The sequence below is a fragment of the Mesorhizobium temperatum genome (genome assembly GCF_002284575.1).
Taxonomy (GTDB): domain Bacteria; phylum Pseudomonadota; class Alphaproteobacteria; order Rhizobiales; family Rhizobiaceae; genus Mesorhizobium; species Mesorhizobium temperatum.
Genome location: NZ_NPKJ01000047.1, coordinates 17,477 through 31,421, shown reverse-complemented (window position 1 = coordinate 31,421; position 13,945 = coordinate 17,477). Strand labels below are relative to the sequence as shown.

Below are 13,945 nucleotides of genomic sequence, written 5' to 3'. Positions count from 1 at the left end.
GGTGCCGGCGGCCCCATCAAATCCACGTGAAACGCGGACAAACGCAAAAAGCGCCCGGAAAACGGTTCTGGACGCAAAGTCGTTGGACAGATAAGAGGGGGCTCAATCGATGTCAACGGCGCGCTCGCCCTGACGACCGTGCCAAATTCCGCCACAATCTGGCTGGTCTGGAAGCCATCCCGCTCTAGCTATCCCCTATTGGAGTTAATCGTATGTCCTCATTGTTCCGCCGCGCGTCGCTCGCCAGCCTCGGCCTGGCATTCGGGCTGTCGGCTTTGTCGCTGTCGCCACTGATGGCGCAGGACACTGCGCCTGCCCAACCAGCCCCGGCCCAACCGGCCGCCCCCGCCCAACCGGCCGCGCCGGTCGATCCGAACGCCGTGGTCGCCACGATCAACGGCCAGACGCTGACCGAGGCAGACCTTGCGCTTGCCGAAGGCGAGCTGTCGCAGCAGTTCGCGCAGATGCCGCCCGAACAGCGCCGCGCCGCAGCACTTTCGGCGGCGATCGAAATCAAGGTCATGGCCGCCCAGGCGGTCACCACCGGCCTCGACAAGGATCCCGACTTCCAGCGCCGCATGGCGTTCCTGCAGCAGCGCGCCCTGCATGGCGAGATGGTCGAGAAGGATGTCGTCGACAAGGTTACGGATGCCGAGGTTCGCGCCCGCTACGACCAGGAAATCGCCAACACGCCGCCGACCAACGAGGTGCATGCCCGTCATATCCTCGTGAAGTCGAAGGAAGAGGCCGATGCGATCATCAAGCAGCTCGCCGGCGGCGCCGATTTCCAGAAACTCGCCAACGAGCACACCAGCGATCCGAGCGGCAAGACCAGCGGCGGCGATCTCGGCTGGTTCGGACCCGGCCAGATGGTGCCGGAATTCGACAAGGCGGTTTTTGCGCTGGCGGTCGGCAAATACACCGAGCAGCCGGTGCAGTCGCAGTTCGGCTGGCATGTCATCCAGGTCGAGGACAAGCGCGCCAAGCAGCCGCCGGCCTTCGACCAGGTCAAGGACCAGGCCCGTCAGGCGGTCATCCGCGACAAATACATCGCGCTGGTCAAGTCGCTGCGCGCCGAGGCCAAAGTCGAGATCCCGGACGAGAAGCTGAAGAAGACGGTCGACGCGCTGGAAAACACCAAGTAGCGCAAGCCATCGGTGAAGCTGCCGATCTCCCCCGCGGGGGAGATGCCCGGCAGGGCAGAGGGGGTGCTGTCCCTCCGACCTCTCAAGACTTGGGTTCCTCGCCCACCGCGAAGCGGGGGAGAGGTGGCCGCGAAGCGGCCGGAGAGGGGGCNGCAGAGGGGGTGCTGTCCCTCCGACCTCTCAAGACTTGGGTTCCTCGCCCACCGCGAAGCGGGGGAGAGGTGGCCGCGAAGCGGCCGGAGAGGGGGCTTCGTAGAGCGCGGTCCCCCTCTCCGTCTCGGCTTCGCCGAGCCACCTCTCCCCCACTTTCGTGGGGGCGAGGAACCCAAGCTGGAATGAAGCCGAGATCCTTCCCCTGCCGGACAGCTCCCCCGCAAGGGGGGAGATTGGATGCCGCGTCGGCTTTCGCCAACCACCAACGCTGGAGAGCAGCCAAGAGGCGCGCAAACTTCGACAAACGATGGTTCTGCTTCTCTACCTATCCTATAATGCGTCGACGCCTCCGCCGGACCGCCGCGGCGTCGACCGAGCCGGCATCGTCAGCGGCTATGCCCTTCAACACATAGCCAACCGCCCTGCGCAGCGTCGCTTCGTCTTCGTTGAGGCGATTGGTCAAAAGATGCGTCCAGGCAAAGGAGGCGACCAGGTCGGCGACGAGCGTGGAATCGACGTCGGCCGCCACTTCGCCCCTTGCCTTGGCGCGTTCGATCATCTGGCCGGTATGGGCATGGCGTCCTTTGGTGTATTCGACAAGCACGGCGGCCACGGTCGCATCGGACTGCGCCTCGGCGATCAGCGATCTGAAGACGCTGCCTGACGATGTTTCATGCCAGTGCGAGAACAGGTTCTTCAGGAAGCCGACGAGATCGTCCTCGAGGTTTCCGGTATCGGGATTTTCGACGCGCTTTAGCCGCTGATAGACGTCGAACAGCAAAGCGGCCTTGCTCGGCCACCAGCGATAGATCGTAGGCTTTCCCGCACGCGCCCGCCGCGCCACCGCTTCGATCGAGAAGCTGGAATAACCGGACTCGACCAGCACCGCCTCGGCGGCGTCGAGAATGGCGTCGGCGCTGTCGGGGTTGCGCCGCGCGCCAATTGATTTGCGGGCCCGATCTGCGTCCTCAGCCATCAGCTTTTTCCTAATCGGCAGTTTCCTCAGCATGCATATACGACCTCTTGACGAAACGGAACGGCCCGTTTTATATAACGGAACGTTTCGTAACGATAAGGAGAGAGCCAATGACCTCGACCGCCGCCCGCTTCTCGCGCCTCCGCTTTGCCCTGCTGGTGCTTGCCGGCGTCTATCCGCTGATCACCGCCATCCTCTATGTGGTGTTCCCGCTGACCGAACAGTGGGAGATATGGCAGCGCACGCTGGTTATCGCCCCGCTCATGGTCGCAATCATGATCTGGGGCCTCATTCCGGGCGTGCAGAAGATGTTCCGGAGGTTCCTCAATCCTGCCCAATGAGGGAAGCGTGGTGCGGCAGTTCGGTGTCGTCAGCAACGGTCGGGAAATCGCCCTTGCGCCGGCGCCCGCTATCGGGCAAACCGGCGTTCCCCTTGCGATTTTCCCGCCCGAGGTGTTCATGTCAGCCACGATTTCGCCGCTCGCGCCGAAGAAATATCCTGAGATGCCTGACATCGAGGGCGTCCGCATCGCCACCGCCGAGGCCGGGATAAAGTACAAGAACCGCGCCGACCTGCTGACCATGGTCTTCGATGCTGGCACCACGGTCGCCGGCGTGTTCACCAGGTCGAAATGCCCGTCGGCGCCGGTCGATTTCTGCCGGCAGAATCTTGCGCAGGGCAAGGCGCGCGTCCTGGTCGTCAATTCCGGCAACGCCAATGCCTTCACCGGCAACAAGGGCCGAGCCTCCACGGCAATGACCGGCGAGGCTGCAGCCAAGGCTGCGGGCTGCACGCCGGATGAGGTGTTTCTGGCCTCAACCGGCGTCATCGGCGAGCCGCTGGATGCCGGCAAGTTCAGCCATCTGCTCGCCGGACTGGTCAAGGAGGGCAGGCCGGATCTGTGGACCGAAGCCGCCAAGGCGATCATGACCACGGACACCTATCCGAAACTGGCGACCGCGACCGTAAAACTCGGCGACGCCGACGTCACCATCAACGGCATTGCCAAGGGCGCCGGCATGATCGCCCCCGACATGGCGACGATGCTCTCCTTCATCGCCACCGACGCGCCGATCGCAGCCCCCGTGCTGCAGGATCTTTTGTCGCGCGGCACGGCCAAGACCTTCAATGCGGTCACCGTCGACAGCGACACCTCGACCAGCGACACGCTGCTGATGTTCGCCACCGGCACGGCATCCAGGCGCGGCGCGCCTGACATCGCCGATGCCGGGGATGCGCGCCTCGGCGCCTTCCGCCGCGCGCTCGGCAAGGTGCTGAAATCGCTGGCGCTGCAAGTGGTGCGCGACGGCGAGGGCGCGCGAAAACAGGTCGAGGTCACCGTCACCGGCGCGAAATCGGCCCGCTCGGCCAAGCGCATCGCGCTGTCGATCGCCAATTCGCCGCTGGTCAAGACGGCGGTCGCCGGCGAGGACGCCAATTGGGGTCGCGTCGTCATGGCCATCGGCAAGGCCGGTGAACCGGCCGACCGCGACCTTCTGTCGATCTGGTTCGGCGATATCAGGCTGGCGCATGAGGGCGAGCGCGACGCCGCCTACTCCGAGGAGGCGACATCGGCCTACATGAAGCGCGACGAGATCCGCATCCATGCCGATATCGGCATCGGCCGCGGCAAGGCGACGGTGTGGACTTGCGACCTCACCAAGGAGTATGTCGCCATCAACGGCGATTATCGGAGCTGATGGCGTTGGTTTCCAGACATCCGGCAAGCGTGCTTGCCATCGTGCGCCGCTATGAGGCGGCCGGCTTTCGCGCCTGGCCGGCGGCGGCGGTCCATTATGACGGCACCTGGGTGGTGCGGCTGACGGCGGGTCATCCGGCCAAGCGGCTGAATTCGGTCAACCCGCTCGATCCCGGCGACATCCAGCACATTGCCGAGCGCATTGGCCGCGCCAGCCGCCGTTTCGACGCCTATGGCCGGCCGCTGACCTTCCGCATATCGCCGCTGTCGGGGCCGGTCCTTTCCAAACATCTCGACAGCGAAGGCTGGAGCACATTCGACGAATCGCTGGTCATGCGGCTGCCGCTGGCGGACGCCCAGCTCGATGCCGCCATGGACCAGATTCCGCTGAAGGACATCAGCCGCTTCATCGGCGCGTCGCTCAAAGTAAGCGGCTCGGATGTGTCGCTGCGGCCGGGCCTGTCGGAGATCATCGGCGCCATCCAGCCGGAAGCCGGGCTGTTCGCGCTCGAAAAGGGCACCGAACCGCTGGCGACGCTGATTTGCGTCCATGATGGCGATCTTGCCGGGTTGTTCGAGATCGCCACCGACAGATCGGTACGCAACCAGGGCCACGGCCGTCACATTATCCTGTCAGCGCTGAAATGGGCACGGCTGCGCGGCGCCCGGGAAGCCTGGCTTCAGGCCGAGGCCGACAATGCGCCGGCGCTGGCGCTTTATCGTTCGCTCGGGTTCGACGAAGTCTATCGTTACCATTATCGCCGGCCGCCCGACGCATGACCGGCGTGAACCCTGTCGGCAAGCGCCTGCTCCTGGTCGCAGCCTGCGCGCTGGTCGATGCCGACGGCCGCGTGCTTCTGGCGCAGCGGCCCGAAGGCAAGCAGCTCGCCGGCCTGTGGGAGTTTCCGGGCGGCAAGGTCGACCCCGGCGAGACGCCGGAAGAATGCCTCATCCGTGAGTTGTACGAGGAGATCGGCATCGAGACCGATATTCCCTGCCTGGCGCCGTTCACTTTCGCCAGCCATTCCTACGACGATTTTCACCTACTGATGCCGCTGTTTGTCTGCCGCCGCTTCCGCGGCATCGCGCAGCCGAAGGAGGGGCAGGTGCTGAAATGGGTGCGGCCGCGCCAGATGCGCGATTTTCCAATGCCACCGGCCGACGCGCCGCTGATCCAATTCCTCATCGATCTTCTGTGACTTGTGCCGTTACTGCCCGATTTAGACCGCGTTAATGGAAGATTTATCTCGCTATGAAAAATTGAGGCGTGGAAATCGTGGGAAGGCCGTGTTCAGGCCTTCGCCGGAGGGCGGTTGCATGAGCCTCGATAGGGACTGGGATTCGATCCGACCCGACCGGAGCTTAAGCGCTGTCCACGCCGGCATGGGCATATTGCGGATCACGCTGCTGTTCGGCTCGGCCGCGGTGGCGCTGGCCTTGATCGCGACGCCCCTGCTCGACAGCCGGACGCGACCCGCCCGCGACCATTTTGCCGGCGGTCTCGACGGAATGAGCACAGGATCGGTCGGGAGCACAGGCTCGATTGGAAGCACGGGCTCGATCGGCCATCGTGGGACCTACACGCTGCGTAGGAGCGTGCTGCAGCCGCTGCCCAGTTCGGTCTGCGTGATACGCGACAATGGCAAGCGCAGCGGCGGCTGCTGACATCGTTTTAAAGCAGCCGTTTCACCGCCTGTTAAGCCTGTGCCATTAACCTTTCTTAACAGGTCGGCGCTAGGGTTCCGGCAAGCGGGATCGACGGCCATGAGAACATTGGTGCAACGTTTTTGGGAAGACAAGACCGGCGCGACGGCCATCGAATATGGGCTGATCGTGACTGTGCTGTCGCTGACCATCATAGGCGGCATCGGCCAGGCCGCTGACGCAATGGCGTGGCTGTTCAGCGACAATTCCAGCAGGCTTGTGAACGCTTTCGCGCAGTGATCGCGACCGGCCACCAGCATCCATAAAAGTCCGGTCGACAGAAATCCGGTCAACGCCCGCCGGGATTTTCCAGTATTGTCTTCAGCGATATTTTCGCCGAGCCCGGCTTCAGCGGTTTTTGCTGCGAGGCGTCGGGCGCCCAGCCTGACATCCAGACGATCGGAAAACTCGCCCTGATGCGACCATCGGCATCCGAAAACCGCTCGGCGTAGATTTCGGCGACGCGGGCAAACAGCTTTCGTGTGCCCGGTCGCCTACTGCGGTCGATGAGCGCGCTGGTCTCGCCCATCGCCCGCAGGTCCGCCATCAGGCCGAACAGGGAATCATAACGCACCGTCACCGTCTCGACATCGGCGACGGGCAAGGCCAGGCCGGCGCGTTGCAAAAGCGCGCCGGCGTCGCGCACGTCGGTGAACGGGATGACGCGCGGGCTGGCGCCGCCGTAAAGCTCGGTCTCGGCGGCGAGCAGGCTTTCGCGCAGTTCGGAAAGCGTACCGGCGCCGGCAAAAGCGCCGAGGAAAAGACCGTCCGGCTTCAGCGCGCGGCGGATCTGCACCAGCATGCCGGGAATGTCGTTCATTGCCTGAAGGGACAAAAGAGACACGGCGAGGTCGAGGCTTTCCGGCTCGAACGGCACGGTCTCCAGCGGCGCCACCAGTCCGGCGGCATCGCCCAGGAACATAGCGTCCGCCTCCACGCGTATGATGTCCGTCACCTTGCCGCTTGTCGCGAGCACGTCGACCGCCGCCGGCGTCTGGCAAAACAGCACGGCCGCTCTGTCGAATTTGCGCTCGACGGCGCCCAACCGCTCGGCAAGCTCCTCGGCCGCCCGCCGCATCAGGAAATCCGCGCCGGCAGTCGGTCGGGCGAGCGCCCGGCGCTTGTGCGCCAGCCAGAGAGAAGTGTCGACTATGGGTTGCAACTGACGGTTCCTGGTTTCCGCTGTCTGATATAGGGTGGCGGAGGAGCAACCACGTGGCCGATCCAATGCCAGATATCAAGAGTATCGCTCGAAAGGCATTGGACTGGCCGGCGCGCATCCTGTTTCCGCCGGTTTGCGCCGGCTGCCGACGGCATGTCTCGCAGCCCGGCGTGCTGTGCGGCGCCTGCTGGCCGAAGCTCAGGCTCCTGGAGCGGCCATGGTGCCCGGTGATGGGCACGCCGTTCATCCATCACATGGGCGAGGGGTTCCTGTCGGCCGAGGCGATCGCCGACCCGCCGCCGTTCGAGCGCGCGCGGGCCGCGGTCGCTTATTCCGGTGTGGCCCGCCAGATGGTGCAAGGGCTGAAATACCAGGATCGCACCGACCTGGCGCCGTGGATGGCGCGCTGGATGCTGCGCGCCGGTGCCGAACTGATCGCGGAGGCCGATGTGGTCGTGCCGGTGCCGCTGCACTGGCGGCGTTTTTTCAGGCGCCAGTTCAACCAGTCGGCGGAACTGGCAAGGGCGGTATCGCAACTTGGCGGCCTGCCCTTTGCGCCCTCCGCGATCAGGCGCGTCAAGCTCACCCGCCAGCAGGTCGGGCTGGAGCGGCGGGAACGCGAGGAGAATGTGCGTGCCGCATTCAGAGTGCCGGAGGAGGCCGAGATCGAGATCGCCGGCCGCCGGGTGCTCTTGATCGACGACGTCTATACCACCGGCGCCACTGTCCGCGCGGTCGCCAGGGCGCTGAAGAAGGGCGGTGCCGGGACGGTCGACGTGCTGACCTTTGCGCGCGTGCTGCCGGGGGACTTTCGGGCCGACGAGTCCGCGACTATATAGATTGGGAAAAGGCAGGATTGCTGACCGATGGTCGACGTGACGATCTATACACGGATGATGTGCGGCTATTGCATGGCGGCCAAGCGGCTGCTCGAGCGCAAGGGTGTCGCCTACACCGAGCATGATGCCTCCTTCTCGCCGGAACTGCGCCGGGAAATGATTTCCCGTGCGAATGGTCGCTCGACCTTTCCGCAGATATTTATCGGCGATACCCATGTCGGCGGCTCCGACGATCTCCACGAACTGGAGGCGGAGGGCCGGCTGGACCGTCTGCTCGCCAATGGCTCGACGAATTGAGGACATGACGATGGGTGCTTTCAAGGCGGCGGCGATCCAGATGCGCTCGGGCACCAGCCCCGAGCGCAACGCGGTCGATCTGGAGCGGCTGGTGCGCGAGGCCGCGGGCCAGGGTGCGACCTATATCCAGTCACCGGAAATGACCGGTGCGCTGATCCGGGACAGCCAGGCACGGGCCGCCTCGTTCACGTCCGAGGACAAGGACATCATCGTCTCGACCTCGCGCAAGCTGGCGAAAGAACTTGGCGTCTTCCTGCATATCGGCTCGACCGCCATCCTGCGCGCCGACGGCAAGCTCGCCAACCGTGCGCTTTTGTTCGGGCCGGATGGCGCGACACTAGCCATCTACGACAAGATCCACATGTTCGATGTCGATCTCGACAATGGCGAGAGCTGGCGCGAATCCGCCGCTTACGAGCCGGGCACCGAGGCCGTCGTTACCGAGATCGATGGGGCGAGGCTGGGTTTCGCCATCTGCTACGACCTGCGCTTTCCGCAACTCTTCCGCGCCGAGGCGCTGGCCGGCGCCGACCTGCTTTCGGTGCCCGCCGCCTTCACCCGCCAGACCGGCGAGGCGCACTGGCATGTGCTGCTGCGGGCGCGCGCCATCGAGAACGGTGCCTATGTCGTCGCTGCGGCGCAAGGCGGACTGCACGAGGACGGCCGCGAGACCTATGGCCATTCGCTGATCGTCGATCCATGGGGCCGCATCATCGCCGAGGCAGCGCATGACCAGCCGGCGGTGATCATCGCTGAGATCGACCCGGCGCAGTCGGTCGCCGCGCGCAAGAAGATCCCAAATCTGAAAAATACGCGCGACTTCGCCGTGAACGCCACTTCGGTCGAGGCGCAAAGTCTCAGGGGTGCAGCATCTTGATCCGGTTTTCCCTGATCTGCGAGCACGAGCACGAATTCGAAGGCTGGTTTCGCAGCAACGACGATTTCGACACCCAGAAGAAGCGTGGCTTCGTCGATTGCCCGACCTGCGGCTCGCACAAGATCGAGAAGGCGTTGATGGCGCCGGCCGTCTCCACCGGGCGCAGCCGAGAGAAGATCGCGCTCGCCATGGGCGAGGCCCAGAAGCAGGCTCTGGCGCAATTGAAGGCGATGGCCGAGAAGGTGCGCGAGAACGCCGACTATGTCGGCGACAAGTTTGCCGAGGAGGCGCGCAAGATCCATTTCGGCGAGAGCGATCCGCGCGGCATCTATGGCGAGGCAACGCTGGAGGAGGCAAAGAGCCTGGCCGAGGACGGCGTCGAATTCATGCCGATCCCAAGTTTTCCCGACGAGCGGAACTGACTGGCTAGCTCACGCTCCGTATCAATTTCTCGAGAAGGCGAGCGAGTGTATCTTGCTCCTGGCGCGTCAGACCGGAAAGTATCTCGTGTTCGTTGGCGACGTGGGCGGCGACCGCCTCATCGATCAATGCCAGACCTTTTCCGGTCAGCTGCACGACAATCCCGCGCCGGTCGTTGGGATGCGGCCCACGCATGATCAATCCGGATTTCTCAAGTCGATCGAGCCGGTTGGTCATGGCGCCCGATGTCACCATCGTCGCTTCATAGAGGGCGGTTGGCGTCAGCGCGTAAGGTGATCCGGAACGGCGCAGCGTCGCCAGCACATCGAATTCCCCGGATTGCAGTCCGAAATGTGCAAACAGCGGAGCGAGGCGTTCTCGTGCTATCAGCGACGAGGCTTCGCTCAACCGTCCAAGCACGGCCATCGGGGAAACATCCAGATCCGGCCGTTCCCTTTTCCACTGTTCGATCGCTTTCGCAGCGCGATCCATCTAACTCACCGTTAAATATCTTGACGTTAAGAATCTTTGTATTATCTTAGCTCAAGACACGGTGCTGGCCAAGAGCCGCAAAGACATTAAGGTTCGTTATGAAATTTCTCTGGGATTCAGCGCTCGGTCTTTTGGTCGTCACCGGCGGCCTGCTCGGCCTGACGCTGCCGTTCGGCAAGATCGCCACGGCGGCCGGCGTTTCGGCCATGGTCTGGGCCCTCGTCATTTCGTTCGGCGCCGGCAGCGTGCTTTTGTGCGCCTTGCTGCTGCGCGGACAACGCATCCGGCTCACCCTGCACAGACTGCGATATTTCTTCGTCACCGCGGCGGTGTCCTATGCCTTCCCCAATCTCTTGATGTTCTCGGCCATTCCGCATCTCGGCGCCGGCTACACCGGTATCATGTTCACGCTGTCGCCGGTGGTTACACTGGTGTTTTCGATCCTGCTCGGCGTCCGGCGCCCCAATTTGCTTGGTGTCGTCGGCATTGCCGTCGGCTTCCTCGGTGCTGTCATGGTGGCGGTGACGCGCGGCGAGGCCGGCCAGCCGGCCGAATTTTTCTGGGTGGCGGTGGGGCTGCTCATCCCGGTCAGCCTTGCCGCCGGCAATATCTACCGCACGGTCGACTGGCCCGAAGGGACCGGACCGATCGAGCTTGCCGTCGGCAGCCATCTGGCATCGGCTGCGCTGCTTCTTTGCGGCATCTTCACGCTGCAGGGCGGCGGTTCGCTCGCCCTGCTCGGCAGCGTGCCGCTGGTGGTCGTCGGGCAGGTCGCGTCAGCCGCGGCGATGTTCGCCTTCTTCTTCCGGCTACAGGCGGTCGGCGGCCCGGTCTATCTCAGCCAGATCGGCTATGTCGCGGCTGCGGTCGGGCTGTTTGCCGGGACGATCTTTTTCGGCGAGCACTATCAATTGCTGACCTGGGCGGGCGCTGCCATCATCACTGCCGGCGTGTTCATCACCACCAAAGCGCAAAGCCAGATCACCACGAAGGCGCAAAGCCAGACGGGTGAGAAGGTGGCGGCGTGAGAAGGTGGCGGCGTGAGAAGGTTCAGACGGGTGCCTTCTCCGCCAGCACCATGTAATTGACGTCCATGTCCTTCGACCGCTGCCAGCGGTCGGCGAGCGGATTGTAGGCGACGCCGGTGCGGTCGATGATGGTCAGGCCAGCGCCGGCAAGCGCCTTTTCCAGCTCGTCTGGCCGCACCAGCTTGCCGAACTGGTGGGTGCCGCGCGGCAACCAGCGCAGCACATATTCGGCGCCGATGATGGCCAGGCCCAGCGCCTTCAGCGTGCGGTTGATGGTGGCGACGAACATGATACCGCCGGGCTCGAGCATCTCGCCGCATTTGGCTACGAACAGGTCGATGTCGGCAACATGCTCGACCACTTCCATGTTGAGGATGACGTCGAATTTCTCCCCGGCGGCAGCCAGATCCTCCGCCGTCGTGGCGCGGTAATCCACCGTCACGCCGACCTCCGCCGCATGCAGCTTGGCCACTTCGATGTTGGTGGCGGATGCGTCGGCGCCGAGCACTTCGGCGCCAAGCCGCGCCATCGGCTCGCACAACAGCCCGCCGCCGCAGCCGATGTCGAGGAAGCGCAGGCCCTCGAACGGCCGCGCCGCACGCGCGTCGCGGCCGAAGCGCGCCGCCACCTGGTCGCGTATATAGGCAAGCCGGATCGGATTGAACTTGTGCAGCGGGCGGAATTTGCCGTTCGGATTCCACCATTCGGCGGCAAGGGCGGAAAAGCGCTCCACTTCTCCGGCATCGATCGTCGACCGTCGGGGTTCTGGCATGGCGTGTCTCCCGCAGACTCAAGGTTCAGAGCGAGATCGGGCGCAAAACCGGATACCACTTTTGCTGATCGCGCTCTGGTGCGCTAGGAAGTCGGTCGCGAGGCAGCGAATGTCAAGGCAGCAATTTCGCCTGTCGACAGAGCAGTGCTCATGATGCCGGGCGGTGCCGACTGCGATCTGTCAGCATGTGGCAGCTCGATACGCCTCACGGCGGAAACAAAATTATTCCGGCGGACGAAGGAGAGTCGTTGCTTTCAACGGGAGGAGATCATGATGCGAAGCATAGCTTCGATCCTTTGGCGCCGACTTGACCTCGAGGGCCATGACGCCTGCCTGCTGACTGAAATTGGCCTCCTGTCTGAATCTGGCCGGCCTTCAGAAACGGACGGTGGGCGCAGCCTCAGAGGGCAGGCGCTTTTCGTCCAGGACAGCAAGCCGTGCAGCATTGCCTACGAGGTGACCTGCGATGCCGGCTGGCATGCACGATCGGCGCATATCGAGGGTTTTCTCGGCACACAAGATCTGCACTATGCGATTGAACGACTTGCCGACGGCGGATGGACGCTGAACGGCGAACGCCAAGGAGAAGTCGCTGGCCTCATCGATGTCGATCTCGGCTTCACGCCCGCTACCAACCTGATGGCGATCCGCCGTTTCGACCTGGAGGTCGGCATGTCGACACAAGCTCCGGCTGCGTATCTGACATTTCCCGAACTCAGGCTGGTGCGCCTCGAACAGACCTATCGGCGTCTCGACGAGGCCCATTACGCCTATGCTGCGCCCATGTTTGGCTACGATGAGATCCTGAAAGTCTCGCCGGCCGGCTTCGTTGTCGACTATCCGGGCCTGTGGAGAGGCGCAGCGCACCTGGCCTGAAGCCACTGCATGTCGTCGACAGGCATGCGGGCACGCGCTGCCGCCCTCGTGTGTCGTCTTCGTCGCCAGCTGCAACCGGCGGCACGCCTTGCGAAACCCAAAGCATTTGGCTAAGGAGGCCGCGAATTCAGCGGCCGGCCCAGCCGGGCGCCCCCTTTCCGTTTTTTCGGCAGCCGGTCCGGCACCCAGTCAAAGGCATTTCGCTTCCATGGCGCGCATCGTGATGAAATTCGGCGGAACCTCCGTCGCCGACATCGCCCGCATCCGCAATGTGGCGCGCCATGTCAAACGCGAGGTCGATGCCGGCCATGAGGTTGCGGTGGTCGTCTCGGCGATGGCCGGCAAGACCAACGAGCTCGTGCAATGGACGCGCGAAGCCTCGCCTATGCACGATGCACGCGAGTATGACGTCGTCGTCGCCTCCGGCGAGCAGGTGACTGCCGGCCTGCTGGCGATCGCGCTGCAGAACATGGGCGTCCATGCCCGTTCCTGGCAAGGCTGGCAGATCCCGATCAAGACCGATAATGCGCATGGCGCGGCGCGCATTCTCGACATTGACGGCGCGTTCCTGATCAAGCGCTTCGGCGAGGGCCAGGTGGCCGTGGTCGCCGGGTTCCAGGGCATCGGGCCGGACAATCGCATCGCAACGCTCGGCCGCGGCGGCTCCGACACCAGTGCTGTCGCCATCGCGGCGGCGGTCAAGGCCGACCGCTGCGACATCTATACCGATGTCGACGGGGTCTACACCACCGACCCGCGCATCGAGCCGAAAGCGCGGCGGCTGGCCAAGATTTCCTTCGAGGAAATGCTTGAAATGGCCTCGCTCGGCGCCAAGGTCCTGCAGGTACGCTCGGTCGAGCTTGCCATGGTGCACAGGGTGCGTACTTTCGTGCGGTCGTCCTTCGACGATCCCGACGCGCCCGGAATGGGGGATTTGCTCAATCCGCCCGGAACGCTTATTTGCGACGAGGAAGAGATCGTGGAACAGCAGGTCGTCACCGGAATTGCCTATGCCAAGGACGAAGCGCAGATATCGTTGCGCCGTGTCGGCGACCGGCCGGGCGTCGCCGCCGGCATTTTCGGGCCGCTGGCCGAGGCCAACATCAATGTCGACATGATCGTCCAGAACATTTCCGAGGACGGCAAGTTCACCGACATGACCTTCACCGTGCCGTCCGGCGATGTCGACAAGGCGCTTGCCGTGCTCGAGCGGCTGAAGACCACGATCGGCTACGACGTCGTACAGTCGGAAGCCGGCATGTCGAAGGTCTCGGTCATCGGCATCGGCATGAGGAGCCATGCGGGCGTCGCCGCCACCGCCTTCAAGGCGCTGGCCGACAAGGCGATCAACATCCGCGCGATCACGACCTCCGAGATCAAAATTTCGATCCTGATCGACGGTCCCTACACCGAACTTGCGGTTCGCACTTTGCATTCCGTCTACGGTCTGGATAAGCAGTAGCAGACTGCATCGGCCCGAGAATCGGAGTCGATTTCGGAAAGC

18 protein-coding genes are annotated in these 13,945 nt (G+C 64.0%); 14 read left to right on the top strand and 4 right to left on the bottom strand.

The window, feature by feature from the left end; all coding sequences use genetic code 11:
- The first annotated feature begins 212 nt into the window (after window positions 1-212).
- Complete coding sequence (locus CIT26_RS15465; RefSeq protein ID WP_095493386.1) at window positions 213-1,145, top strand: peptidylprolyl isomerase; 933 nt, start codon at window positions 213-215, stop codon at window positions 1,143-1,145.
- Between the two features lie 478 nt (window positions 1,146-1,623).
- Here CIT26_RS15465 and CIT26_RS15460 read toward each other — a convergent pair whose 3' ends face one another.
- On the bottom strand, window positions 1,624-2,274 hold the full coding sequence (locus CIT26_RS15460; protein WP_095493385.1) for a TetR/AcrR family transcriptional regulator: 651 nt from the start codon (window positions 2,272-2,274) through the stop codon (window positions 1,624-1,626).
- 110 nt (window positions 2,275-2,384) lie between these two features.
- Between CIT26_RS15460 and CIT26_RS15455 the strand changes: the two genes are divergently transcribed.
- The 6 genes from CIT26_RS15455 (at window position 2,385) to CIT26_RS15430 (ending at window position 5,918) form a co-directional block, all read left to right on the top strand.
- Window positions 2,385-2,615, top strand: coding sequence for a putative antibiotic biosynthesis monooxygenase (locus CIT26_RS15455; RefSeq protein ID WP_065008468.1), 231 nt, complete (start codon window positions 2,385-2,387; stop codon window positions 2,613-2,615).
- A gap of 118 nt (window positions 2,616-2,733) precedes the next feature.
- Window positions 2,734-3,975 (top strand): bifunctional glutamate N-acetyltransferase/amino-acid acetyltransferase ArgJ, encoded by a 1,242-nt coding sequence (gene argJ, locus CIT26_RS15450; protein WP_095493461.1) that lies wholly within the window; start codon window positions 2,734-2,736, stop codon window positions 3,973-3,975.
- Window positions 3,975-4,754, top strand: a complete 780-nt coding sequence (locus tag CIT26_RS15445) for a GNAT family N-acetyltransferase (protein ID WP_206072770.1) — start codon at window positions 3,975-3,977, stop codon at window positions 4,752-4,754. Before argJ ends, CIT26_RS15445 begins: the two co-directional genes overlap by 1 nt.
- Complete coding sequence (locus tag CIT26_RS15440) at window positions 4,751-5,173, top strand: (deoxy)nucleoside triphosphate pyrophosphohydrolase (RefSeq protein ID WP_095493384.1); 423 nt, start codon at window positions 4,751-4,753, stop codon at window positions 5,171-5,173. Before CIT26_RS15445 ends, CIT26_RS15440 begins: the two co-directional genes overlap by 4 nt.
- Window positions 5,174-5,291: 118 nt before the next feature.
- A complete protein-coding gene (locus CIT26_RS15435; RefSeq protein ID WP_095493383.1) occupies window positions 5,292-5,639 on the top strand; it encodes a hypothetical protein in 348 nt (115 codons plus the stop codon).
- A gap of 99 nt (window positions 5,640-5,738) precedes the next feature.
- A complete protein-coding gene (locus tag CIT26_RS15430; RefSeq protein ID WP_095493382.1) occupies window positions 5,739-5,918 on the top strand; it encodes a Flp family type IVb pilin in 180 nt (59 codons plus the stop codon).
- 49 nt (window positions 5,919-5,967) lie between these two features.
- Here the strand turns inward: CIT26_RS15430 and CIT26_RS15425 are convergent, their stop codons facing one another.
- Window positions 5,968-6,840: a methyltransferase domain-containing protein gene (locus CIT26_RS15425; RefSeq protein WP_095493381.1), complete on the bottom strand. Its 873-nt coding sequence runs from the start codon at window positions 6,838-6,840 to the stop codon at window positions 5,968-5,970.
- Between the two features lie 53 nt (window positions 6,841-6,893).
- Here CIT26_RS15425 and CIT26_RS15420 point away from each other — a divergent pair, with 53 nt between their 5' ends.
- Genes CIT26_RS15420 through CIT26_RS15405 form a run of 4 tightly spaced genes read left to right on the top strand, consistent with a single transcriptional unit; the run spans window position 6,894 to window position 9,275 of the window.
- The gene (locus CIT26_RS15420) at window positions 6,894-7,679 is read left to right on the top strand and encodes a ComF family protein (RefSeq protein ID WP_095493380.1); all 786 of its coding nucleotides are present in this window, start codon (window positions 6,894-6,896) and stop codon (window positions 7,677-7,679) included.
- Window positions 7,680-7,706: 27 nt separating this feature from the next.
- Complete coding sequence (gene grxC, locus CIT26_RS15415; protein WP_095493379.1) at window positions 7,707-7,976, top strand: glutaredoxin 3; 270 nt, start codon at window positions 7,707-7,709, stop codon at window positions 7,974-7,976.
- 10 nt (window positions 7,977-7,986) lie between these two features.
- Complete coding sequence (locus tag CIT26_RS15410) at window positions 7,987-8,853, top strand: carbon-nitrogen hydrolase family protein (protein WP_095493378.1); 867 nt, start codon at window positions 7,987-7,989, stop codon at window positions 8,851-8,853.
- Entirely contained in the window at window positions 8,850-9,275 is a 426-nt protein-coding gene (locus tag CIT26_RS15405; protein ID WP_095493377.1) for a DUF1178 family protein, read from the top strand. The genes CIT26_RS15410 and CIT26_RS15405 overlap by 4 nt, the downstream gene beginning before the upstream one ends.
- A 4-nt stretch (window positions 9,276-9,279) precedes the next feature.
- Here the strand turns inward: CIT26_RS15405 and CIT26_RS15400 are convergent, their stop codons facing one another.
- A complete protein-coding gene (locus tag CIT26_RS15400; RefSeq protein WP_095493376.1) occupies window positions 9,280-9,765 on the bottom strand; it encodes a MarR family winged helix-turn-helix transcriptional regulator in 486 nt (161 codons plus the stop codon).
- Window positions 9,766-9,863: 98 nt separating this feature from the next.
- On the opposite strand from CIT26_RS15400, the gene CIT26_RS15395 reads away from it, so the two are divergent.
- The gene (locus CIT26_RS15395; RefSeq protein WP_095493375.1) at window positions 9,864-10,793 is read left to right on the top strand and encodes a DMT family transporter; all 930 of its coding nucleotides are present in this window, start codon (window positions 9,864-9,866) and stop codon (window positions 10,791-10,793) included.
- 22 nt (window positions 10,794-10,815) lie between these two features.
- On the opposite strand, the gene ubiG is transcribed toward CIT26_RS15395, so the two are convergent.
- Window positions 10,816-11,565: a bifunctional 2-polyprenyl-6-hydroxyphenol methylase/3-demethylubiquinol 3-O-methyltransferase UbiG gene (gene ubiG / locus CIT26_RS15390; RefSeq protein WP_095493374.1), complete on the bottom strand. Its 750-nt coding sequence runs from the start codon at window positions 11,563-11,565 to the stop codon at window positions 10,816-10,818.
- A gap of 153 nt (window positions 11,566-11,718) precedes the next feature.
- Here ubiG and CIT26_RS15385 point away from each other — a divergent pair, with 153 nt between their 5' ends.
- On the top strand, window positions 11,719-12,441 hold the full coding sequence (locus CIT26_RS15385) for a putative glycolipid-binding domain-containing protein (protein WP_245319448.1): 723 nt from the start codon (window positions 11,719-11,721) through the stop codon (window positions 12,439-12,441).
- Window positions 12,442-12,649: 208 nt separating this feature from the next.
- Entirely contained in the window at window positions 12,650-13,903 is a 1,254-nt protein-coding gene (locus CIT26_RS15380) for an aspartate kinase (RefSeq protein ID WP_029348549.1), read from the top strand.
- Window positions 13,904-13,945 lie beyond the last annotated feature (42 nt).

Excerpts from the sequence above, each read along its gene's own strand:
- CIT26_RS15465 (WP_095493386.1), top strand. The coding sequence starts at position 213 with ATGTCCTCATTGTTCCGCCGCGCGTCGCTCGCCAGCCTCGGCCTGGCA.
- CIT26_RS15460 (WP_095493385.1), bottom strand. The coding sequence starts at position 2,274 with ATGGCTGAGGACGCAGATCGGGCCCGCAAATCAATTGGCGCGCGGCGC.
- CIT26_RS15455 (WP_065008468.1), top strand. The coding sequence starts at position 2,385 with ATGACCTCGACCGCCGCCCGCTTCTCGCGCCTCCGCTTTGCCCTGCTG.
- argJ (WP_095493461.1), top strand. The coding sequence starts at position 2,734 with ATGTCAGCCACGATTTCGCCGCTCGCGCCGAAGAAATATCCTGAGATG.
- CIT26_RS15445 (WP_206072770.1), top strand. The coding sequence starts at position 3,975 with ATGGCGTTGGTTTCCAGACATCCGGCAAGCGTGCTTGCCATCGTGCGC.
- CIT26_RS15440 (WP_095493384.1), top strand. The coding sequence starts at position 4,751 with ATGACCGGCGTGAACCCTGTCGGCAAGCGCCTGCTCCTGGTCGCAGCC.
- CIT26_RS15435 (WP_095493383.1), top strand. The coding sequence starts at position 5,292 with ATGAGCCTCGATAGGGACTGGGATTCGATCCGACCCGACCGGAGCTTA.
- CIT26_RS15430 (WP_095493382.1), top strand. The coding sequence starts at position 5,739 with ATGAGAACATTGGTGCAACGTTTTTGGGAAGACAAGACCGGCGCGACG.
- grxC (WP_095493379.1), top strand. The coding sequence starts at position 7,707 with ATGGTCGACGTGACGATCTATACACGGATGATGTGCGGCTATTGCATG.
- CIT26_RS15410 (WP_095493378.1), top strand. The coding sequence starts at position 7,987 with ATGGGTGCTTTCAAGGCGGCGGCGATCCAGATGCGCTCGGGCACCAGC.
- CIT26_RS15400 (WP_095493376.1), bottom strand. The coding sequence starts at position 9,765 with ATGGATCGCGCTGCGAAAGCGATCGAACAGTGGAAAAGGGAACGGCCG.
- CIT26_RS15395 (WP_095493375.1), top strand. The coding sequence starts at position 9,864 with ATGAAATTTCTCTGGGATTCAGCGCTCGGTCTTTTGGTCGTCACCGGC.
- ubiG (WP_095493374.1), bottom strand. The coding sequence starts at position 11,565 with ATGCCAGAACCCCGACGGTCGACGATCGATGCCGGAGAAGTGGAGCGC.
- CIT26_RS15385 (WP_245319448.1), top strand. The coding sequence starts at position 11,719 with ATGCCGGGCGGTGCCGACTGCGATCTGTCAGCATGTGGCAGCTCGATA.
- CIT26_RS15380 (WP_029348549.1), top strand. The coding sequence starts at position 12,650 with ATGGCGCGCATCGTGATGAAATTCGGCGGAACCTCCGTCGCCGACATC.